The 20,468-nt window shown below is 55.9% G+C and carries 22 protein-coding genes; 8 read left to right on the top strand and 14 right to left on the bottom strand.

From position 1 onward, the window contains the following. Window positions 1-4: 4 nt before the first annotated feature. On the bottom strand, window positions 5-2,356 hold the full coding sequence (locus HMPREF9141_RS05910) for an outer membrane beta-barrel family protein (protein WP_007367670.1): 2,352 nt from the start codon (window positions 2,354-2,356) through the stop codon (window positions 5-7). A gap of 244 nt (window positions 2,357-2,600) precedes the next feature. On the opposite strand from HMPREF9141_RS05910, the gene HMPREF9141_RS05905 reads away from it, so the two are divergent. The 3 genes from HMPREF9141_RS05905 to dprA all read left to right on the top strand — a co-directional run bounded on the left by HMPREF9141_RS05905 (window position 2,601) and on the right by dprA (window position 5,622). After that, window positions 2,601-3,914 carry a DUF2851 family protein gene (locus HMPREF9141_RS05905; protein WP_007367668.1) on the top strand — a complete coding sequence of 438 codons (1,314 nt, stop codon included), beginning with the start codon at window positions 2,601-2,603 and terminating at the stop codon, window positions 3,912-3,914. 101 nt (window positions 3,915-4,015) lie between these two features. Beyond that, window positions 4,016-4,423 (top strand): acyl-CoA thioesterase, encoded by a 408-nt coding sequence (locus HMPREF9141_RS05900; protein ID WP_007367667.1) that lies wholly within the window; start codon window positions 4,016-4,018, stop codon window positions 4,421-4,423. An 80-nt stretch (window positions 4,424-4,503) separates the two neighbouring features. Continuing rightward, complete coding sequence (gene dprA, locus HMPREF9141_RS05895; RefSeq protein ID WP_007367666.1) at window positions 4,504-5,622, top strand: DNA-processing protein DprA; 1,119 nt, start codon at window positions 4,504-4,506, stop codon at window positions 5,620-5,622. Window positions 5,623-5,638: 16 nt separating this feature from the next. Here dprA and HMPREF9141_RS12440 read toward each other — a convergent pair whose 3' ends face one another. Further along, window positions 5,639-6,193 (bottom strand): helix-turn-helix domain-containing protein, encoded by a 555-nt coding sequence (locus HMPREF9141_RS12440; protein WP_007367665.1) that lies wholly within the window; start codon window positions 6,191-6,193, stop codon window positions 5,639-5,641. On the opposite strand from HMPREF9141_RS12440, the gene HMPREF9141_RS05885 reads away from it, so the two are divergent. Beyond that, window positions 6,176-6,532: a hypothetical protein gene (locus HMPREF9141_RS05885; protein WP_007367664.1), complete on the top strand. Its 357-nt coding sequence runs from the start codon at window positions 6,176-6,178 to the stop codon at window positions 6,530-6,532. The genes HMPREF9141_RS12440 and HMPREF9141_RS05885 overlap by 18 nt on opposite strands. A gap of 737 nt (window positions 6,533-7,269) precedes the next feature. Here HMPREF9141_RS05885 and ybeY read toward each other — a convergent pair. The 8 genes from ybeY to ruvB all read right to left on the bottom strand — a co-directional run bounded on the left by ybeY (window position 7,270) and on the right by ruvB (window position 12,320). Beyond that, window positions 7,270-7,689, bottom strand: a complete 420-nt coding sequence (gene ybeY / locus HMPREF9141_RS05880; protein WP_007367660.1) for an rRNA maturation RNase YbeY — start codon at window positions 7,687-7,689, stop codon at window positions 7,270-7,272. A gap of 63 nt (window positions 7,690-7,752) precedes the next feature. After that, window positions 7,753-8,199, bottom strand: coding sequence for a pantetheine-phosphate adenylyltransferase (gene coaD / locus HMPREF9141_RS05875; protein WP_040554917.1), 447 nt, complete (start codon window positions 8,197-8,199; stop codon window positions 7,753-7,755). Between the two features lie 229 nt (window positions 8,200-8,428). After that, entirely contained in the window at window positions 8,429-8,887 is a 459-nt protein-coding gene (locus tag HMPREF9141_RS05870; protein WP_007367658.1) for a DUF4252 domain-containing protein, read from the bottom strand. A 3-nt stretch (window positions 8,888-8,890) separates the two neighbouring features. Next, complete coding sequence (locus tag HMPREF9141_RS05865; protein WP_007367657.1) at window positions 8,891-9,373, bottom strand: PG0215 family putative anti-sigma factor; 483 nt, start codon at window positions 9,371-9,373, stop codon at window positions 8,891-8,893. Next, window positions 9,360-9,869 carry a GFO_1088 family ECF-type sigma factor gene (locus HMPREF9141_RS05860; protein WP_007367656.1) on the bottom strand — a complete coding sequence of 170 codons (510 nt, stop codon included), beginning with the start codon at window positions 9,867-9,869 and terminating at the stop codon, window positions 9,360-9,362. The genes HMPREF9141_RS05865 and HMPREF9141_RS05860 overlap by 14 nt, the downstream gene beginning before the upstream one ends. 81 nt (window positions 9,870-9,950) lie before the next feature. After that, on the bottom strand, window positions 9,951-10,451 hold the full coding sequence (locus HMPREF9141_RS05855) for a DUF4252 domain-containing protein (RefSeq protein ID WP_007367655.1): 501 nt from the start codon (window positions 10,449-10,451) through the stop codon (window positions 9,951-9,953). 143 nt (window positions 10,452-10,594) lie between these two features. Further along, window positions 10,595-11,107 (bottom strand): DUF4252 domain-containing protein, encoded by a 513-nt coding sequence (locus HMPREF9141_RS05850; RefSeq protein ID WP_007367654.1) that lies wholly within the window; start codon window positions 11,105-11,107, stop codon window positions 10,595-10,597. A 178-nt stretch (window positions 11,108-11,285) separates the two neighbouring features. Next, a complete protein-coding gene (gene ruvB, locus HMPREF9141_RS05845) occupies window positions 11,286-12,320 on the bottom strand; it encodes a Holliday junction branch migration DNA helicase RuvB (RefSeq protein ID WP_007367653.1) in 1,035 nt (344 codons plus the stop codon). Between the two features lie 284 nt (window positions 12,321-12,604). Here ruvB and HMPREF9141_RS05840 point away from each other — a divergent pair, with 284 nt between their 5' ends. The 4 genes from HMPREF9141_RS05840 to HMPREF9141_RS05825 all read left to right on the top strand — a co-directional run bounded on the left by HMPREF9141_RS05840 (window position 12,605) and on the right by HMPREF9141_RS05825 (window position 17,059). Next, the gene (locus HMPREF9141_RS05840) at window positions 12,605-13,546 is read left to right on the top strand and encodes a YitT family protein (protein WP_007367651.1); all 942 of its coding nucleotides are present in this window, start codon (window positions 12,605-12,607) and stop codon (window positions 13,544-13,546) included. Window positions 13,547-13,836: 290 nt separating this feature from the next. Continuing rightward, window positions 13,837-14,592, top strand: coding sequence for a 4-hydroxy-tetrahydrodipicolinate reductase (gene dapB, locus HMPREF9141_RS05835; RefSeq protein WP_007367650.1), 756 nt, complete (start codon window positions 13,837-13,839; stop codon window positions 14,590-14,592). A 113-nt stretch (window positions 14,593-14,705) separates the two neighbouring features. Beyond that, window positions 14,706-16,238, top strand: coding sequence for a S26 family signal peptidase (locus tag HMPREF9141_RS05830; protein WP_007367649.1), 1,533 nt, complete (start codon window positions 14,706-14,708; stop codon window positions 16,236-16,238). A 218-nt stretch (window positions 16,239-16,456) separates the two neighbouring features. Next, window positions 16,457-17,059, top strand: a complete 603-nt coding sequence (locus tag HMPREF9141_RS05825) for a WbqC family protein (protein ID WP_040554592.1) — start codon at window positions 16,457-16,459, stop codon at window positions 17,057-17,059. A 383-nt stretch (window positions 17,060-17,442) separates the two neighbouring features. Here the strand turns inward: HMPREF9141_RS05825 and HMPREF9141_RS05820 are convergent, their stop codons facing one another. The 4 genes from HMPREF9141_RS05820 to HMPREF9141_RS05805 all read right to left on the bottom strand — a co-directional run bounded on the left by HMPREF9141_RS05820 (window position 17,443) and on the right by HMPREF9141_RS05805 (window position 20,450). Next, window positions 17,443-17,832, bottom strand: a complete 390-nt coding sequence (locus HMPREF9141_RS05820; RefSeq protein WP_007367647.1) for a GtrA family protein — start codon at window positions 17,830-17,832, stop codon at window positions 17,443-17,445. Next, window positions 17,820-18,440, bottom strand: a complete 621-nt coding sequence (locus HMPREF9141_RS05815; protein WP_007367646.1) for an HAD-IB family phosphatase — start codon at window positions 18,438-18,440, stop codon at window positions 17,820-17,822. Before HMPREF9141_RS05815 ends, HMPREF9141_RS05820 begins: the two co-directional genes overlap by 13 nt. Before the next feature lie 100 nt (window positions 18,441-18,540). Further along, window positions 18,541-19,428: a decaprenyl-phosphate phosphoribosyltransferase gene (locus tag HMPREF9141_RS05810; RefSeq protein WP_007367645.1), complete on the bottom strand. Its 888-nt coding sequence runs from the start codon at window positions 19,426-19,428 to the stop codon at window positions 18,541-18,543. After that, window positions 19,425-20,450, bottom strand: coding sequence for an acyltransferase family protein (locus HMPREF9141_RS05805; RefSeq protein WP_007367644.1), 1,026 nt, complete (start codon window positions 20,448-20,450; stop codon window positions 19,425-19,427). Before HMPREF9141_RS05805 ends, HMPREF9141_RS05810 begins: the two co-directional genes overlap by 4 nt. Between the last annotated feature and the right edge of the window lie 18 nt (window positions 20,451-20,468).

Below are 20,468 nucleotides of genomic sequence, written 5' to 3'. Positions count from 1 at the left end.
CTTGTCAGAGCCTGTCTTTCTCTGCATTTCCGGCTCCATGCCCCTTGTATCTTGACCGGGCAGCGTTGAAGTTGTAGCGAAGGGTGAGAGAGAAGTCGCGCGTGTCGTAGACCTTGTTCACGTCTGTACGTGTAAGGGCATCAAATGTGGTGAACTGCTGGCGCCATGTACCGAACACGTCATTGAGCTGCAGTTTGATGCTCCACGTATCTCTGCCGAACGATTTGTAGAGGCCGAGGTCATTTGTCCAGTAACTGCGGATGCGGGCATTGTCGCCATTGCCGGAAGTCCGGGCTGAGAAGTCTATGTTCAGCCACATATCCCAGGGAAGATGGACAGCGTTGTTGAAACGGAAGATGCCCAGCGGACGGTTGAGCCTCAACAGTTCTCCATGATGGGTCAGCTTGAAATCCTGTGCGGCAAAACCTGCCATCCAGACAGGATGCCAGCAGCCGAAAAACGTGGGAGAATAGTTTGCGAAAGCGCTGTAGGAACGGAAACGCGGCATATTCTGCATCTGCAGCAAAGTGGCTTCCGTGTTGCCAGGGTACGGTACGGTCTGCCACATGAAATAATTCTTGGTGGAAGTGTACGCTATTTCTACGGACAGGTCCTTCCACGCCGTCGACAGCGACAGATAGTCGCGGTAGATGGGACGGAGGTCGGGATTGCCTGATTCATAGGTGTAGCGGTCGATGTATTTCACGGCAGAACCGAGCTGGTCGAAGGCGGGACGGGAAGTCTTGCGTGTATATGCGAGACGTGTCTTCACCTTTCCTATGGGGAAGGCGAGCGATGCCGTGGGAGCGAGGTTGTGACAGGTGCGGCTCTGCCCGGGCGAGTAAGTGCCGAAATGATAGTATCTGGAGTCAGTGTATTCCCACCGCAGACCGATATTGGCAGATACGGCTCCGAATGTCTGACTGGTTTCGGCGAAAAGGGCAGTGGTGGTCTCTTCTATGCGGTTGTCATTGCCGGCAATATAGACTGCATTCCCTGCATAACGATCGGTACGATGAATATGAGTGCTCTCTGTCCCTATTCTCACCTCGCCTTTCCACACAGGACGAGAAGCCGAGGCATTGCCGGCAAGGAGGCGGTTGCAGACTTCGTTTGCAGTTGTAAAATCACGTCTTGGATTCACGGTGGACCGTTCGTGCTCGTTGGTATGGCGGTCATTCAGCTGCCACAGAGCATCCAGGTTGACAGACAACTGCCATTTACCCGCAGTTCCCGTGTAGTAGGCACTCAGCAGATGCTGGCGGGCATGACGGCTGGAGGCAGAGCTGTTTTCAAGCTGTTCGGAGAAACGCCCGTCAATGTAGCGTGAGGTTTCCGTAGGGCCGGACGATTCCGAAGGCTTGAATCTGAAATCATAGAACAATCCGAAATAGTGGGACTTATGGTTGTAATTCAGGCCGACCTTCCCCGAATAGACCGGAAACTTCGAGAAGTCCTTGCCCGTGCCCCGCTGTTCAATGGTCGTCGTGGACAGATATTGCAGGGTCGTGTTCTCTATGCGGGGACGCTCGCGGTAGTTCTCATAGTTCAGCATACCGGCAAGGTCGAAACCCTTTCGGCGGTAATTGAAGTCGGTCTGCTCGAAAAGATAGGCATAATGTTTGACCCCGGTCGTCGTCCTGTCGTTGAAAGAGAAGCCTTCCCCCATGGGAGCTGCTGTTGTAATACGAATGACGGCATTCGCTGTCGAGGCATACCTTGCACCGGGGGAAGTCACGACCTCTATGTTCCTGATCTCTGAAGAAGAGAGCCGGACAAGCTCCGACTGGTCGCGCACCTGGCGGTTGTTGATGTAGATGAGGGGTGCGCCTTTGCCGAGCACTTCTATGTCTGAACCTGACCTGGAAACAAACGGCATTTTTCCGAGCAGTTCGAGCGCTGAACCGGTATGCGACAGATAGGTGCCAGAGACATCCACCTGTATACCGTCATTCCTGAGCTTCACCATCCGTCGGTTTCCTTTCACGACCACCTCGTCTAACTGCTGGTCTACCGGATTCAGGACGACAACGCCAAGGTCTCCGGCAGGATTACGGATCATACAGTCTTTATATCCGATAAAGGAAATGCGAAGTACCGTCGGCTGGTCTGCGTCCGTTACATCAAAAGAGAAACTTCCGTTCTCTTCAGTGACCGTCCCGGTAAGGACTGTGGAATCCTTTCCTGACAGCAGGGTTACGGTTGCGAACTCAACCGGTGTGCCCGCTCCGTCTTTCACGGTCCCTCGAATATAAGGAGTCTGGGCGGAAAGCGACAGAGCGGAAAGACATTGCAGCACTGCAAGCAGCAGTCCTTTTGCCAGACGGCGGTTGTCTGACGGCATTCTTCTTTTCATTGCGGATGGATTATAACTCATTTTCCCTTGGACAGACACGACATGTATCTTGGGTATTCATTATGTGAGGCGGTCCGACGCTTTTATGACAGAACCCCTGACGGCCGACAAATTTATGAAAAAAAAGGAAAAAGCATCATCTTTCCATAAAAAAAGATGTTGTTATGCTTAAAACACACTGACAGGCGGATCGATTGTCCCGTTTTTTTCGTATATTTGCGTTCTGTAAAACCAAGAATCTGTTATGGAACAACTCCTCCACTACGTATGGAAACACAAAATGTTTCCGCTGACGGGGCTCAAGACCACTGACGGACAGGAGGTGGAAGTCATTGATCCCGGACTGCATAACCGCAATGCAGGTCCCGATTTCTTCAATGCGAAAGTGAAGATCGGCGGAACGTTGTGGGTGGGCAATGTAGAGATACACGACCGTGCGTCCGACTGGTTTCTGCACCGGCACGACCGCGATCCGCACTATAACAACATCATCCTGCACGTGGCAGAGTCCGTTGACGTGGATGTCAAGACAAAACAAGGCGATTATCCGCCACAGATGCGGCTGCAGGTTCCTGCATCCGTCAGGGAACATTACAAAGAACTGCTTACGACGGAGGCCTATCCGCCCTGCTACCGCATCATTCCTGACCTCTCACGCCTGATGGTTCACTCGTGGATGAGTGCCTTGCAGACGGAACGGCTGGAACAGAAAACGGAGGCGATCGCCCAGCGGGTGAAAGACTGCGACGGATCTTGGGAAGCCGCTTACTTCGTCACCCTTGCCCGCAACTACGGCTTCGGCATCAACGGCGATGCTTTTGAAACATGGGCAAAGCTGATTCCATTGCAGAACATAGCCCATCATCGGGACAACCTGCTGCAGATTGAAGCCTTCTTCCTGGGGCAGGCAGGACTGCTGGAGGAGGCTGCCCTGCCGGAACGCTATCAGCAGAAAGCACGGCAGGACGGCTACTTCACGCAGCTGGAAAGCGAGTACCGGTATCTGGCGCATAAGTTCGGACTGAGGCACATGGATGCCGGGCTGTGGCGGTTTCTCCGTCTCCGGCCGCAGAACTTCCCGCATATCCGCATCGCGCAGCTCGCCCGGCTTTACTGTGAACAGCGGGCGGGACTGTCACAGCTGCTGGAGTGTGAGACGGTAAGACAGGTGCAGGAACTGCTGGCTACGCAGGTGACGACCTACTGGGAGACACACTATGTCTTTGGTGAAGAGAGTGCAAGGAGCGAGAAACGGCTGTCGTCGGCATCGCTGAACCTGCTGACCATCAACACGGTCGTCCCCGTCCTCTTCGCCTACGGCAGGCACAAGGATTCCGGAAGGCTGTGCGGACGTGCCTTCGACTTCCTTGAAGCGTTGAAAGCGGAGGACAATCACATCGTGAGGATGTGGAGGAAAGTAGGCTTGACAGTTGAGACGGCAGGTGACTCACAGGCGCTCATACAGCTGAAAAAGGAGTACTGCGACCGGAAGGAATGCCTGCGCTGCCGGATCGGATACGAATATCTGAAAGGCAGCTGCGCTGCCCGGCGTAGCTGAAAGGAAGTCCCGTCATCCGGTGGCGGGGGGCGTTCTGCTGACAAGACGGATTAAACTGATGAGACAGACAGGTCTGACAAACTTCTTTTAATTAATAAATTATGGAACAAAAGAAATACATCTTCGAGACAAGAATGGAAGTCCGCGACTATGAGTGCGACATCCAAGGTATAGTAAACAATGCCAATTATCTGCACTACACCGAGCACACCCGCCATCGGTTCCTGCGTTCATTAGGTGTCAGCTTCGCCGATTTGCACGAGAAAGGTGTCGATGCCGTCGTCGCACGGATGCAGCTTACCTATAAGATGCCGCTGACCTGTGACGACGAGATCATCTCACGCATGGGTTTGAAGAAGCAGGGACTTCGCTGGGTGTTCAACCACGACCTCTTCCGTGCCAGCGACGAACAGCTCTGCTTCCATGCCGATGTAGACCTTGTGACGCTTATCAACGGCAAGCTGGGCAACAGCAAGGAATATGACGAAGCATTCGCCGCAGTGCTGTAGGAAGGTGAAAAACTCATCCCTATCCCCGCTTATCCCCGCCCATCACCACCCATCATCGCCTACCCCCGACACTCTCCGCCATGGAATCCCTTAACGCCATCCTGCTGACCCGACTGACCCGCTTCCACCTCGCCGAACTGGCAGAACTATACAGGCGGGCAGGTTCGGCTACTGCCGTCATAGAACACAGACGGGACATCAGGGACATCCTCCCTGATGCCTCCGCACACCTCGTTGAGGCGCTGAAAGACATCGACAGTCTCAGAGACCGGGCTGAACAGGAGCTGGAATACGACCGGCAGCATGGCATCCAGCCCATCTGCATGAACGACGAACACTATCCGCAACGGCTCAGGGAGTGTCCCGATGCCCCTGTCCTGCTCTATTATCTCGGCAACGCCGACCTCAACAGCCGTCACGTCATCAGTATTGTAGGCACTCGCCACTGCACCACCTACGGACAGGATATCATCCGTTCGTTCGTCAGGGAACTGAAGACGCTCTGCCCAGATGTTCTCATCTTCAGCGGACTGGCATACGGCGTAGACATCCATGCACACCGGGCGGCTCTGCAGAACGGCTTTGACACCATCGGTGTACTGGCGCACGGGCTTGACGACCTCTATCCCCGCACACACCGTCAGACGGCTGCACAGATGATGAAGCAAGGCGGACTGCTGACGGAATACATGACGCACACACAGCCCGTAGCCCGCAACTTCGTGCAGCGGAACCGCATCGTCGCCGGATGTTCGGATGCCACCCTTCTCGTAGAGTCGGCTTCCAAGGGCGGCGGACTCATCACTTGCAGCATTGCACGCAGCTACGGACGGGAGGTATTCGCCTTCCCCGGTTCCGTACATTCAGACTACAGCGAGGGATGCAACAACCTTATCCGGGACAACGGGGCGGCACTCGTCACCTCTGCCACCGACCTGGTGAAAGCGATGGGATGGGAAGAGGACAGGAAGCTGGCGCAGGCACAGCAGAAGGGCATTGAACGTACTCTGTTCCCGCATCTGTCGCCAGAAGAAAATGCTGTCGTCCATGTGCTCCGGCAGAACAACGACCTGCAGATCAATCTCCTGTCCGTCCGGACAGACATTCCCATCTCACGGCTCACGGGCGTCCTCTTCACCCTGGAGATGAAAGGGGTCATCAGGGCGATGGCAGGCGGATGTTATCACCTGCTGGCATAGCCTTGCAGACCCTTGCTCACACATTCGGAATCTGGCCACGAGAGGCCTTCGCCTTCTTCCTGTACGCCGTGGGCGAACAGCCGAGAGCACGCCGGCAGAACTTCGAGAAGAAGCTGAGTTCCGGGAAACCAAGGTCTTTGCAGATTTCCTTCACACTCCGGTCAGAGTTCGTCAGACAGTAGCGTACATCCTGTTCTGTGTACTCCCTGATCCATTTCATGGCCGTCTTACCCGACAGATCCTTACTGACTTTTGTGAGATAGCCTGGCGAAACACAAAGTTCCTGGGCATAAGTATCGACAGGCTGGTGTTTGACGTGACGCATGGAGAGCAGCTCGAGAAACTGCTGGAACAGCACCTTGCGCTGCCCTTCTACGGATGTTTCGCCTGTCGGAACAACTACCGTCATCAGTTCAAGATAGTCGAAGAGAATACTGCGGAGAATACTCCGGACAACCTCCCGGTTGTAGCGGCGGCCAGTCTGGGCAAGTTTGAATGCCAACAGACCCGTATATCCCTCGGACTGCCTCCGGCTCTCCTCGTCTGTCCTGATATGATTGCTTTTGTTCACATAGACCGCCCTGTTCCTTTCATCAGTATGGCAGCCCAGCAGATTCCGGACCGTATCGGCATTCAGAACGGCAAGATCGCAGCCGACCACCTGGCAGAAAGTGCTAAGGGAGATGCCTACGAAGCACAGGCGAAGAAGACCGCTGAAGGTATGCGCAAACAATATAGCGGCAGCATGATGAGCGATCCGAAAATCGTTGCCAGAGCCATCAGCCGTGCAGCCAACACCCGCCGACCGAAAGCCCGTTACCTCATCGGTTTCGGTGCCAAGCCCCTCGTCTTCCTGCACACCCTCCTGCCTGCACGCTGGTTCGACTGGTTCATGATGCACGCAAGTTAAGGCCGGCCATTGCTGTCCGGCAAAGCCTAAGCAGCCTGTATTGCCATGTGTGGTGTCCCTGGGCACAGGCGGTTTCCTGTTGTTGTCGGGGGCGGCAAGTCCTGCTTCCATCCGATAAGTCCCGCTGGCTTTTGGCGGAACAGCGTTTCCTTCACTCCCGGTTGCTTTCTTTCCGGCATCCGGTTGCAGGCGTGCGAATGCCCGACACGGCCGGTGTTAGCCGACAATACCATCGGTGACGGGCACCGGTACACCGGCAGAAGGTGGGAAGTCGGGTGCATCCTGCCACTGTCCAGCCTGCCGCAAAAGGCTGACGAGCGGCTTATGCGGACGAGAACTGCTTAACGGCGGCAAGACCAGACAGGCGATGTGCCAGCTGGTAACGGACGCTCGTCATCTTGGGATTAAAAACGGATTACCATAATGGCAGGAATCTGTCTCCACGGTGATGCGGTGACAGACGTCACATGGAATGCAAACGAAAAGGGCTTCGTTTTCTCATCAAGGCAAGAGAAAACGGAGCTTTTTTCATGTCCATGTCCGCACGGACCGGACTGCGGAAAGGGAGGAAGAGGCGGCAGGGACGTGTCCGGAAAGCCCCGGGACACATTGCCCGGACAAGTCCGCCTCGCCCGGAGGGGTATCTAAAATAGGAGGAACAGAGGCTGGCTGCCGGCAATTCCGCATCATACCGGCACACGTGCGGCAGTATGTACGGCCTTCGCCCGCCTGCACCATCACATCTCCTTCAGCAGAGCAAGCGCCTTGTTCTCATTCTCCTCCATGATTTCACGTTCACCGGGTCCTTTGTCGTTGATGCCGCAGAGATGGAGAATGCCGTGGATGATGACCCGGTTCAGTTCGTCTTCATAGGACTTGTGGAAGAGTTCGGCATTGCTTCGCACCGTGTCGAGCGAGATGACGAGGTCGCCGTTGAGCACATTCCCCTCGTCATAGTCGAAGGTGATGATGTCTGTGTAATAGTCGTGTCCCAGGTACTCGTTGTTTATCTCGAGGATCTTCTCGTCGCCGACGAACATATAGCCGATTTCCCCGATCTCCCGGCCGTAGGTGGCGGCAACCGCCTTGATCCACCGGGAAGTATCACGTTTCCTGATTTTCGGCATCTTCACGCCTTCTGCATTGTATGTTATCATCTGTCTTTGTTGTTTTTGCGGGGCGGCCCTGTGAGAGCCTCCTGTAGCTTTGAGTCTTGCCGGTCAATATCCCTCTGGCAGAAACCCGGTTATATCCTGTCCGAAGTGCCTCAGTTCTCTGACCATGCTGGAGCTGATGCTTTCCAGCTGCGGATCGGCATAGAGGAGAATGGTCTCGATGCCGCCCAGCCGGCGGTTTATGTCAGCCTGTTCACGCTCGTATTCGAAGTCTTTCATGCTGCGTACGCCCTTGATGATATATCCGGCTCTTTCGCGGCGGGCGAAGTCGACGGTCAGGTCGCTGTACGCCTTCACCTCTACCTTCGGATTGCCGGCATAGAGGCGTGCGATGCGCTCCGTCCGTTCTTCTGTATTGAGCATGTACTGCTTGCGGCCGTTGATGCCTACCCCGATGACAATCCTGTCGAAGAGCGGCAGTGAACGGCGTACGATGGCATCGTGTCCGATGGTGAACGGATCGAAACTTCCGACGAAAATTCCTGTTCTCATAAGCGGCTGAATGCTGTTTGTTTCTCCGGCGTCGACGGTCCGGCTGAAACCAGACGCTGGGTCTTCTTGTCTTCCGGGGCTGGCCGGACCGGTTCCGGCCTGGTGCTGCGGACGGCTTTTCCGGATGCAGACCGTCTGCCTGCGGCATCCTGACAGCACCTGCCCTGTGCCCCTTCTTTCCGCTGCAAATATACTCCATTTCCAGAACATAGCCAAGAAAGCCGGTGGATTATTTCCCACCGGCTATCCCCTGTATGTCCTGCAACGATACGTTGCCGAGAATATTGATGATGCTGATTTCGTCCCGTTCCACGGACAGCAGGGCAAACTCGTTCTTGCCGTTGGGGTAGTGCCGTTCGTAGATGGTGGTGTGCTCTCTGCCGTCGTTGACCTGCATGACGACCGAGAACTTCTGCTTCCTGAAGATGGCGACGGCGGCATTCTGGATGGATGCGACCATCGACGGACGTTCGCAGGACAGGATCTGCAGCCGGTCGAGCCGCCGTGCGATCCTGCTGATGTCCCTGTTCCCGGCTTTCACCTGTCCCATCATCCGCATCATGTTGCGTGAGATGTAGACCGTGGTCACCCCTTCCGCATCGCCGTATCTGTCGAACAGCTCCTTTTGGGCGAACGCCGCCGTGCAGGCGATCACCGCCATGCAGACCGTCAAAATGATTCTCTTCATAATCTAATCGCTTGTCTTTTTAGTGATGTCCTCCGTTGCTTTTATCCCCCTGTTGAGGGTCTTCGAGAATTTCATCAGAGCCCGTGAGGTCTCGGCATACGCATCCTTTGTATTCGCATACGTGTCCTGTCCGCTCTGCACGGGGGCATGCTCACGCTGATAGACAATGGCGGAGGCGGCGAAGAGGAGCAGGAAGGAGGCGGCAATGCCCACTATCCAGCGCAGGTTGCTGTGCCTTGCCGTGCGGAGCGTGCCCGTCTCTATCGTATTCCACTGGCTGACCTGCCGGCTGATCCGCCCCTCCAGCCCCTCCGGAACAGGGCACTCCTCCGGCTGAAGAGCCGTGAAGAACGCACGTTCCTCCTCCAGGACGGCATCTGTGTCGTCACCCCGGAAGCAGGAGAACAGCGTGCTCTCTTCTTCCTCCGTGGCCTGCCCGTCGTAATAGCGGTCGAGCAGACGCCTGATGTCTTCAGTCTTTGTCATGTCGTATGGTCTTTATCTGTTCTCTGATTTTCCTGCGGGCACGGCTGAGGATGCTCCTTATATTCACCTCCGTAAGCCCTGTTTCCCTGCTGATTTCTCCGAAGGAGCGTCCTTCCACGTCGCGCATCAGCATGATTCTGCCCTGCGGACCGGGCAGAGAGACGATCAGCTGCCTGATCAGGTTGCATTCGTCAGCGTCTTCCACCTGCCTGCCGACGTCCTGTGCGGACACCACCTGGAGATGTCCCACGTCTTTGTCCACCTCCGGGAGGCGGGCGGCCCTCAGCCTGTCATAGAACAGCCGGCGCAGTACGCTCACGCTGTATCCCTCGGGACTGTCGGGTCTCCCTATCCTGTCACGCTGTGTCCAGAGCCGCAGGAAGGTCTCCTGTACCAGATCCTCTGCACGCTGCACATTGCCTGTGAGCCTGTATGCCACGGAAAAGAGTTTACGGTGGCAGGGAAGGAAGAGACATTTGAATTCGGTTGCTTGCATGACCGGCGGAGATAGGAAGGACAGACGTTGGGGAAGCGGCAGGGAGAATGCCGAAGGGAGAAAGTGGGAACGGAAAAGGTGTTACAGATTGCACCTTTTCCGGATTCCCTTCTTTGTGTTCTGTTCTATCACATTGCCTACGTCGCCTGGCTTGATCTTTCCTTTGATCTGGACAATGCAGCCGTCGTCTTTGTCGGTAGAGAGGAGGAGAACCTCCCGGATGCAGCCTTTTCGCTCCTTGACATAGATACGGCAGGTCTCACCGCCCTCCTTGGTATAGATGACGGGGATGTAGCCCGCCGGCAGGAAAGTCTGGACGGTATTCCGGAAACGCTCCTTTACAGCCGGCATGCAGTCTTCCAGGCTGAGGACCCGGATGGAGGAAACGGCCTTGACGGTCTCGACATCCTCCGGACTCTCCCTGACGAACAGCCGTGCCAGGGACATTACAAGGCGGGGAATATGTACGTAGTCGGCATGCTTCTCGTGCCGGTATTGCTTGATCAGTCCCTCCACGTTCTGTGCAGAGGTGCCCAGTACACTGATGGACAGGGCCAGTAGGAAGAGGATTCGCTTCATCATGTTCACTCGTTTCAGTAAGGTTCTAAAATCATTTCCGACGGTCCTTTGCCTTTCAGGCGAGCAGGGCAGCCGGATGGCAAAAGTTCCGAAGAGCCGACAGTGTCTGCTGCCGGCAGACCGGCACGGGTATTACGGGACAGCCCTTAATGGGTCTCCAGCTCTACGATTTCGTCGATGTCGGCAGGATTGATGTGTCCGTTGATGCTGACAAGCGAGCAGTTGTCCTTGTCCATGGAGAAGATGATGAGGTTCTGAACCTCCTTCTCGTTGCCTTTTATCAGTATCCGGACTTTTTCTCCGTCGTCATTCGATTTGACCACAGGTTCGTATCCCTTTTTCTCCAGATTGCTGAACTGCCGGAAGAGAGCATCCTTCGTCTTCTGGCCGGCCTCCTCCAGCGTCAGGATCTGTATTCCGTCAATCCGGGCGGCGAGTGCTTCGGCCGTCTTGTCGTCAGCCGACTTCAGTCCCATCTTGATGAGACTTTTGGGCAGATTGAGGTAGGTGACGTTCTCCGAGTTCCTGAACTGTTTGAAGAGAGCCTCCACGCCGTCATCCTGCGATGCGCTGACAGATGCCGACGGGCGGGCCTGTACGTTACAGCCGCAAAGTAAGGTGGCGGCTGCGAAAGCCAAGGTGAAGATTTTCTTTTTCATGTCTCTGATATTGAAAAGGGTTCATACTTTGTTCCGCTTACATCTATAGAGACGGAAGAAAGGAGAACTTTGTGGCAGCGGACCGTGTGTTTTTTCAGAAAAACTTTTCCGCTTCCTCCGGGAAGAGGGAGCGGAGACCGATGGAGCCGGCGGCAGGTGCAGCCGGAGACGGCTCCGCCTAATCGAACAGGCCGGGCTGGAGGGAGTCGGCCTGGGCGTAGTTTCTCCCGAGGTGGGTGTAGGCAAGCCGGGTTGCCACGCGCCCTCGGGGCGTGCGTTTGATGAATCCCTCCATGATCAGGAAAGGCTCATAGACCTCCTCTACCGTACCGGAATCTTCTCCGATGGCGGTCGCGATGGTCGACACGCCCACCGGCCCGCCCCGGAACTTGTCGATGATGGTGAGGAGAATCTTGTTGTCAATCTCGTCCAGTCCGAACTTGTCGATGTTCAGCGACTGCAGGGAGAGACCGGCTATCTCGGGAGTGATGGTCCCGTTGCCCTTTACCTGGGCGAAGTCGCGCACACGGCGGAGCAGGGAGTTGCAGATACGCGGCGTGCCGCGCGAACGGCGTGCGATCTCGGCGGCGGCCTCGTCCACGATGGGGACTTTCAGCAGCTGCGCCGACCGCTTGATGATGCGTTGCAGGGTCTCCGGGTCGTAGTATTCCAGGTGGAGGTTGATGCCGAAACGGGCGCGCAGCGGAGCCGTGAGCAGTCCGCTCCGGGTGGTCGCCCCGACAAGGGTGAACGGATTGAGGTCGATCTGGATCGACCGTGCCGACGGCCCCTTGTCTATCATGATGTCGATGCGGTAGTCCTCCATGGCAGAGTAGAGGTACTCCTCCACGACAGGGGAAAGCCGGTGGATCTCGTCGATGAAGATCACGTCGTTCGGCTCAAGGGACGTGAGGATGCCCGCCAGGTCGCCCGGCTTGTCGAGCACCGGGCCGGAAGTGATCTTGAACCCCACGCCCAGTTCGTTGGCGATGATGTTGCTCAAGGTGGTCTTGCCCAGTCCCGGAGGCCCGTGCAGGAGTGTGTGGTCGAGCGGTTCGCCGCGGTACTTGGCGGCTTCGACGAACACGCTGAGGTTCTCGACGACCTTCTGCTGTCCGCTGAAGTCACGGAAGCGCAGCGGACGGAGGGCGTTCTCGAAATCCTTCTCGGCCGAGGTCAGTTTCTCTTCATGTATGTCAAAATCTTCTGGCATCTTTCTGATTGTTTTGCAAGGACGGCACAGGACCACGAAACCGTGTCAGAGCCGCGGCCTGTCCCTCCGCCGCGCAGGGGTGAGGGCGCCCGTCCGGCAGGATCGCCGCGCGCAAACGGTGTCCGCTTGCGGAAGTGATGCAGCCGGGGCAAAGACAGCCCCCGCTTCCTGTTTGCCGAATATATCTTATTTTCTGCAAAGGTACTCTATTTTTCCTGTGCAAGTGCTTTGTTTCGGAAAATTTATCTAAATTTGCAGCGTGATTTCACTTATTCCTTAAATGTATGACTAACAAACTGAACAAGAAAGCTCTTTATCGGGAGATCTTAGACTATGTGATGATTGCCGTTGGCATGTTCTCCTATGCCATCGGCTGGATGATTTTCCTTCTTCCCAACCACATCGGCAACGGCGGCGTAGCGGGACTGGCCTCCATCCTGAAATGGGGGCAGAACATCCCTGTCAGCACCACATATTTCATTCTGAACGCCATCCTGCTGGCCGTTGCGCTCAAGGTGCTGGGGCTGAAGTTCTGCATCCGTACCATCTACGGCGTGGTGGTGCTGACGGTCCTGACGAGGATTCTCGGGTCGGCCTTCCCGCATCCCATGCTCCTCCATGGGCAGCCTTTCATGGCAGCCATCATCGGTGCGTCGTTCTGCGGTGTAGGACTGGCGTTCGGTCTGTCGTACAACGGAAGCTCCGGCGGATCGGATATTGTGGCGGCCATCGTCAACAAGTACCGTGACATCTCGCTCGGTCGGGTCATTCTCCTGGTGGACATGACCATTGTGACAGGCAGCTACCTTGTCCTCCACAGCTGGGAGCAGGTCATCTACGGTTACGTGAACCTTATCATCACGTCCTTCGTGCTGGATCAGGTCATCAACTCCAGCCGCCGGTCGGTACAGTTCCTGATCATCTCCGAGCGGTACAGGGAAATCTGCGACATGATCTCACGGGACCAGCCCCACCGCACCAGTACGATCGTCGATGCGAAGGGCTATTATACAGGACATGAGATAAAACTCGTCATTGTCGTGACCCGGCAGCGGGAGGCATCCTACGTCTACCGGATGATCGACGACATCGACCCCGACGCCTTCGTCACACAGAGCCAGGTCATGGGCGTGTTCGGAAAAGGATTTGACAAGTTCAAAGTGAAAAAGAAATCGGCACATAAATCCCCGCAGGGCGAGGAACTGCCCTGTGACGAACACAGGTAACGGACAGAACCGGCTGGCACCTCTTTCGTGTCAGCCGGTTCTGTCTGATGGCGCGGCCGGCCGGTTTCTTCCCGACCGGTTGGGAATCGGAGTACCAGCCGTCGGGAATCGGAGTACCGGCCGTCGGGAACAGGATTCCCGGCCGGTTGGGAATACGGGCCTTCTGCGGTACCTGCAAAGATGGAAAAGCAGAACCGTAAACTTGCGTACACCTTATATAAAATACGTGAACATATTTTGTATTATGCCGCAAATCAGCTACCTTTGCAACGTTTTAATCCAGATTGATTATGAAAATAGCATTGATAGGCTACGGCAAGATGGGGCACATGATCGAGCAGATCGCCCGTGAGCGTGGCCACGAAATCGTGAGTATCATTGATATTGACAATATAGAAGACTTTGATTCTCCGGCGTTCGCTTCGGCGGATGTCGCCATCGAGTTTACCAATCCCACGGCCGCTTTCGGCAATTACAAGCGTGCCTTCGCACATAACGTGAAGGTCGTCAGCGGTTCGACGGGCTGGATGCAGGATCACAAGGCGGATGTCGAGAAGATGTGTACGGAAGGCGGACAGACGCTGTTCTGGGCGAGCAACTTCTCCATCGGCGTGGCGATCTTTTCGGCTGTCAACCGCTATCTGGCGAAGATCATGAACGGTTTTCCGCAGTATGACGTCAAGATGGAAGAGGTGCATCATGTCCATAAACTCGATGCGCCGTCGGGCACTGCCATCACCCTCGCAGAGGACATCATCGCCCGTCTTGACCGCAAGGACAAGTGGGTAAAAGGCTTCCAGCATGCTGCTGACGGTACGGAAACCGGCAGCAACGAAGCCGCTCCGGACGAGCTGCCCATCGCTTCCATCCGTCGCGGAGAAGTGCCGGGCATCCACAGCGTCAGCTACGATTCCGAGGCCGACAAGATCACCATTACCCACGATGCCCACAGCCGGAAGGGCTTTGCGCTCGGTGCGGTCCTGGCAGCTGAATACACCAAGGACCACTCCGGTCTGCTCACAACGAGCGACCTGTTCCGGTTCTGAAGTCCTGTCGCCGGTTCCGCCGTCAGCCCCTGTCGTCGCTGCCCGTCGCCTGCCCCCCGCATTTCCTCCTCCTCATTTATATCCGCTTATCATCGGCTAAAGCCATTTCCAACATGATCGATAAAGAAAAAGCAGCCCTCAATCCCAAGAAACAGTGGGCCAAGTTTGTTAGTGTTCTCGTCCTCTACCTTCTCTTCCTCTTCTGGGTCAAGAGCTGGTGGGGACTGTTAGTCGTCCCTTTCATCTTCGATGTGTACATCACGAAGAAGATCCGCTGGCAGTGGTGGAAGGATGCTGAAGGACCCGTCCGTTTCATGATGGGATGGGTGGATGCGCTGGTGTTCGCACTGGTGGCGGTCTACTTCATCAACCTCTTCTTCTTCCAGAACTACGTCATCCCGTCTTCATCCCTCGAGAAGTCGCTCCTCACAGGCGACTACCTCTTTGTGTCGAAGGTCAGCTACGGGCCGCGTATCCCTGAGACACCGCTGACCATGCCCTTGACCCAGCACACGCTCCCGCTCATCAATACGAAGAGCTACATCTCCTGGCCGCACTGGGACTACCGCCGGGTGAAGGGGCTGGGGAAGGTGCAGCTGAACGATATTGTCGTTTTCAACTTCCCTGCCGGTGATACGATCATGAGCGAACCGGCCTATCAGGGCAACGACTTCTATCACGATGCCTACACCATGGGAGAGGACTTCCTTGCCCAGCAGAACCCCGGCATCAACCTGTCGGCCATGACCACCCTCCAGCAGCGGGCCTTCTACGAAAAGGCGTATGCCACCGGCAGGGCCTATATCGTCAAGAACGCCGGGACTTACGGACCGTTGGATTGGCGGCCGACGGACCGACGCGAAAATTATGTGAAGCGTTGTGTCGGCCTGCCCGGGCAGACCCTGCAGATCCGGAACAGGATAGTCTATCTCGACGGAAAGGCCGACAAAGAGCCGGAGAAGGTGCAGTACACATACTTTATCAAGTTCAACAACATCACGGCGGCCGACCTCCTCGGCGAACGTTTCGACGACCTGCGGAAGGACTTCGAAATCAGTGCGGAGGACGTGCAGAGCCTCAGCCGCCTGCACGGCTATGATGTCGACCGGGGCTATGTGCTCAACAATGCCGTGCTCCTCCAATATGACGGTTACATGCCGTTGACGAAACGTGCGGCCGCCGAACTGAAGCGAGAGGGGCTGGTGAAGTCGATGCGCCCGGTGACGGACAGGGACCTCTATGCAGGGCCTTACTATCCGCTCAACGCCTTCACGGGCTGGACGCGCGACAACTACGGACCGATATGGATTCCTGCCAAGGGCAAGTCCATCGCGCTTACTTTGCAGAACCTCCCTGTCTACGAGCGTTGCATCAAGGTGTATGAAAAGAACGACCTGCAGGTCAGGAACGGCCGGATCTACATCAACGGCAAGCCCGCCGGCAGCTATACTTTCAAGATGGACTACTACTGGATGATGGGCGACAACCGCCACAACTCTGCCGACAGCCGTTACTGGGGCTTTGTCCCGGAGGACCATATCGTGGGCAAGCCGCTGTTCATCTGGTGGTCGAGCGATCCTGACCGCAAGGGCTTCGGCGGTATCCGCTGGCACAGGCTGTTCAACTGGGTGGACAACATCAGATAGAGTAGCCTCCTCCCCCGGATCCCTCTGAAGGGAGGGGATGTGCGGATTACCATGGTCTGGTGAAGCCCTTGCGCATCCCCTCCTTTTGTTTCATTATCCTCTGAAATAAGACAGGGAAACCCTGTCTCCTTGATTTGGCAAAGTCTCCCCATGATAGATTCTGACAACCGCCACAACGGCAATCCTGCCTCCCCCCTTCGGAAAAGTGCGGGGAGGCCCTGCTGTCTTCCGCCTATTTCGCTCCTATCCAGTGGTATCAGAAGCTGAACCGCTATGACACCTGCCTGATCGAGCAGCACGACCACTTCGTCAAGCAGACCTACCGCAACCGCTGCGTGATTGCGGCCGCCAACGGACCGCAGCCGCTCACGGTTCCTGTGGAGAGGTTCGAGGAACTGAAGTGTCCGATGAAGGATGTGCGTATCAGCGACCATGCCAACTGGCGGCACCAGCACTGGAATGCGTTGCAGTCGGCTTACGGTGAGAGTCCGTTCTTTGCGTATTACGAGGACGACATACGTCCCTTCTTTGAGCGGAAGTGGACTTTCCTCTATGATTTCAACTGGGAGATAACGCTCAAGGTGTGCGAACTCATCGACATAATGCCCTGTATGCGGCGCACAGATGGCTATGTGACGGCCGTTCCTGACGGGACAGATGATTTCAGGGAGGTGATTCGTCCAAAACATCCGGGTGCCGATCCGGACTTCGCACCGGCCCGTTATTATCAGGTCTACCAGCAGAAATTCGGCTTTCTCTCCAACCTCAGCATCCTCGACCTGCTGTTCAACGAGGGCAACGGGAGTGTGCTGTACCTGTAGGATGCCGTGCGTGGCTTTGTCTTCCGGCGGTTTTGTGCCCGTCGCCCACGGACGTGTTTCCCCGCTGTCACAAACAGACAATCCCCACGAGGACGAGTGCCCGTCTTCGTGGGGATTGTCTGTTCCGTAGGGAAGCCGTCCTTCTCATTCTCTTCAGGCCTGTTCTGGAAGTCGCACGGCGGCCTGTCGCTGCCGGGAATGTTGCCGGCGTTTTGTGTCTTTTCGTCTTCAGGCGGATGTTCCGGTTTCGCTTTCTGTCGCGTCAGATGCCATGCTCCCTTCAAGAGGATCGCAGTATCTGAATCTGCCTGAAAGATGGAGATCCGGCCAAGACAGCCTTCCGGTCTGGACAGGAAAGCAGTGGATGGAAGAAACGGAACAACTTACTTCCTGTGCAGGAAGAAACGCACCAGCAGGAAGTTGACGGGGACACAGATGGCGAACATGGGAATCATCGCCAGCTGTTTGCTGATTCCCGTCCATAGGAAAAGATGAAGGAAGGCCGTCTGCAGGCCGTAGTTGATGATGTGTGAGAAGATGAATCCGGCTCCCCTCTTCGCCGTAGACTTCACCCGGAAGGTATAGCGTGTGGAAGCAATGTAGTTGAAGGTGAAGCTGAGTAGATAAGCGACCGTGTTGGCGGCCAGCGGCTGCAGCCAAAGGAGCATCAGCAGGTAAACAGCGTACTGGATGCCTGTCGCCAATGCGCCTACAAGCATGAAACGCACGATTTCATCGAGTTCCTTCCGGTGCTTTTTCTTCACTTTCCACATTCTGTCTCTCCGTTTCTGAAAGGTTTGTAAAATCCTCTGTCGGCGTATGCGAGCAGCTCTCTGTCGCCCCGGCTGTCGCCGAAAGCGGTCAGTCTGTAGTCCTTGCGGTGCGGATAGAGGGCTGTAAGCCGGTTGACTTTCTCCTGTCCATAGCAGTTGCGGGAGGTGAAACGTCCCGTGAGAAGTCCGTCGGCGACTTCTATCTGGGTCCCCAGGACCTGCACCTTTCCGCCGAATCCGTCGAAGAACGGACGTACCCAGTTGTCGATGCTCGCACTGATGACCACGACGGCCGTCTCCGGTTCGCCCAATATTCTTTTGACCGTCGCCACGCCCTCGGGGCGGAGCAGCTGTGGATTCTGCCGGGCAAAGGCAAGGCAGAGCCTGTCGAACACACCGGCCTCCATCCCCTTGAAAAACCAGGAGAATACCTGCTGTTTCACCTTCCAGTTGGGATAGAGATGCAGCTTCATCAGGACGATCAGGGGGGAGAAGTACAGGAAACCGGCCGCCATCCGTATGCCGCCTTTGGCAAAGCGGATGAAGGCTGGCAGGGTGTCCTTGTCGGTCAGGGTCCCGTCGAAGTCGAAAGCGTAGATTCTTTTCATTTCTTGTCTGGCCGGCCGGCTCGGGGTGCCGTGCAGGGGGTGTCTTGCCGGGAACGGCTCTGGAAATCCCCCGCCGGGACACCGGTATGCGGAAGCCTGCCTAAATATTCTTGAGTACGTAGATGATAAAGAGGAAAGCCAGTCCGAAGGCCAGGACGGTACACTGCATGAACCGGTCGTGGAGCATCACCTTCGTAGGGTCGCCGCTCTTCTTGTCGACGACGGAAATCTGGATGTAACGGAGCAGTCCCACCAGGACGAAGACACTCGTCAGATAGAGATAGTCCGTATGGAAATTCTGAATCGTCTCGGGGCTTACCGTGTACATGATGTAGCATACCAGAGTGACACTTGCCGTGATCGTGATAGACTGGTTGATGAAAGTGAGGTTGTAGCGGATCGTGTTCTGGCGGGGAGCATGCCCCGTCTCGTTCATCCGAACGACATCGTCGCGCCGCTTGGCAAAGGAGAGGAAGAGCATCAGGAGGAAGGTCATCAGCACGATCCATCGGCTCAGACGGATGTCTGTGGCATAGCCTCCCGCAAGGATTCTGAGGACGAATCCGAATGCGACGATGCACACGTCTATGATGGCGTACCGCTTCAGCCTGAGGCAGTAGGCGATGTTCAGCAGCCAGTAGAAGAGAATCACGCTGGCGGTCTCAGTCTGATGTGAAGACAGCAGAAGGGTCGAAACCATTGACAGGGCGAACATCAGCGCCATCAGCAGATAGCCTTGCACGACGGTGATGGCTCCTGAAGCCATCGGACGGTGACACTTGACAGGATGCCGGCGGTCGTCTTCGACATCGACAATATCGTTGAGGCAGTAGATGGAGGAGGCCGCAAAGCTGAACGACAGCACCGTGACAAGCGCCGCATAGACTGCCTCGGGCTGCAGCAGCGCCCCTCCGAAGAAGACCGGGAGGAGCACAACGAGATTCTTTATCCACTGGTGCGGGCGGATCAGACGGATGAGGTTTTTCATTTCATTCTATTCTCTATGGGAGTGATGAATCGTTCAAGCAAGGCGTGCAGCATCCACGCCAGGAAAATGGTGACAAGGGTCGTCACGAGGAATGTAGGCCAGTAGGACCAGCCGTTGCGCTCGACATACTCCAGTACGAAGTGGTCGTGGACGAGATACGCCTCCAGGCTTAATGTGCCGACAAGACGGAAGACTTTGTTCACGGTGTCGGGCAGCCGGCGGAAGATCCGGTTCAGCAGGAGGATGGTCGTGACCGTAAGGGGAATGTAGAGCATCCTCTCCAGAAAGAGGGGAAACTGTCCGTGCTTCACCTGTTCCAGGAAGATGCTGGAGGCGAGTGCCATGACGAACATCAGGCCGATCATCCAGATGGAAGCTCCGTCCATCGTCTCCTTCCGTTTCACCGCAGCCGCCATGTTGATGCCGATGAAGAAGATCGGGACACGGCTCCAGAAGATTTCCAGGTGGCCTACTGCCTCATGGACCGGGGTGACGTATTGTACGAGGATGCACCACATGATCATGGCTACCGGCAGCCAGCGGTAGATGGGATGACGGATGACGAGGCTCATATAGAACGGACTGACGGCATAGAGGAACAGGATGGCGGGAATGTACCAGAACGTCAGTTCGTCGTGCAGCCAGAAGTCCCAGTTGACAGTGATGTCGCCGATGAGGTCGATGAGGCTGGTGCTGTGTCCGCTATGTCCCGCAAAGCCGGCAGACAGATAATCGGGGATGTAGTACAGGGATGCCATGAGAAGCCATGCCGGATAGATACGCAGGAAGCGGCGCAGATAGAACCGGTGCAGGGACGGATTCCTCGTCCAGGAGAACCAGAGTCCCATGCCGCTTAGAAACAGGAAAATGTCAACCCCTATGTTGCCCATCCTCCGCAGGCCGAAGAAGATGTCCTCTCGCGGCAGTCCTACATGGAAGAGTATGACGAAGAGCATGGCTGCTCCCATCAGTTCGCTGCGGTAGCGGCTTATGTTGGCCAGTTCGATATCTTTTATCTTCATATCTTTCCGCAATGGAAT

Source organism: Prevotella multiformis DSM 16608, assembly GCF_000191065.1.
In the GTDB taxonomy this organism is placed as follows: Bacteria; Bacteroidota; Bacteroidia; order Bacteroidales; family Bacteroidaceae; genus Prevotella; species Prevotella multiformis.
This window is presented reverse-complemented; position numbering and strand designations above follow the sequence as displayed.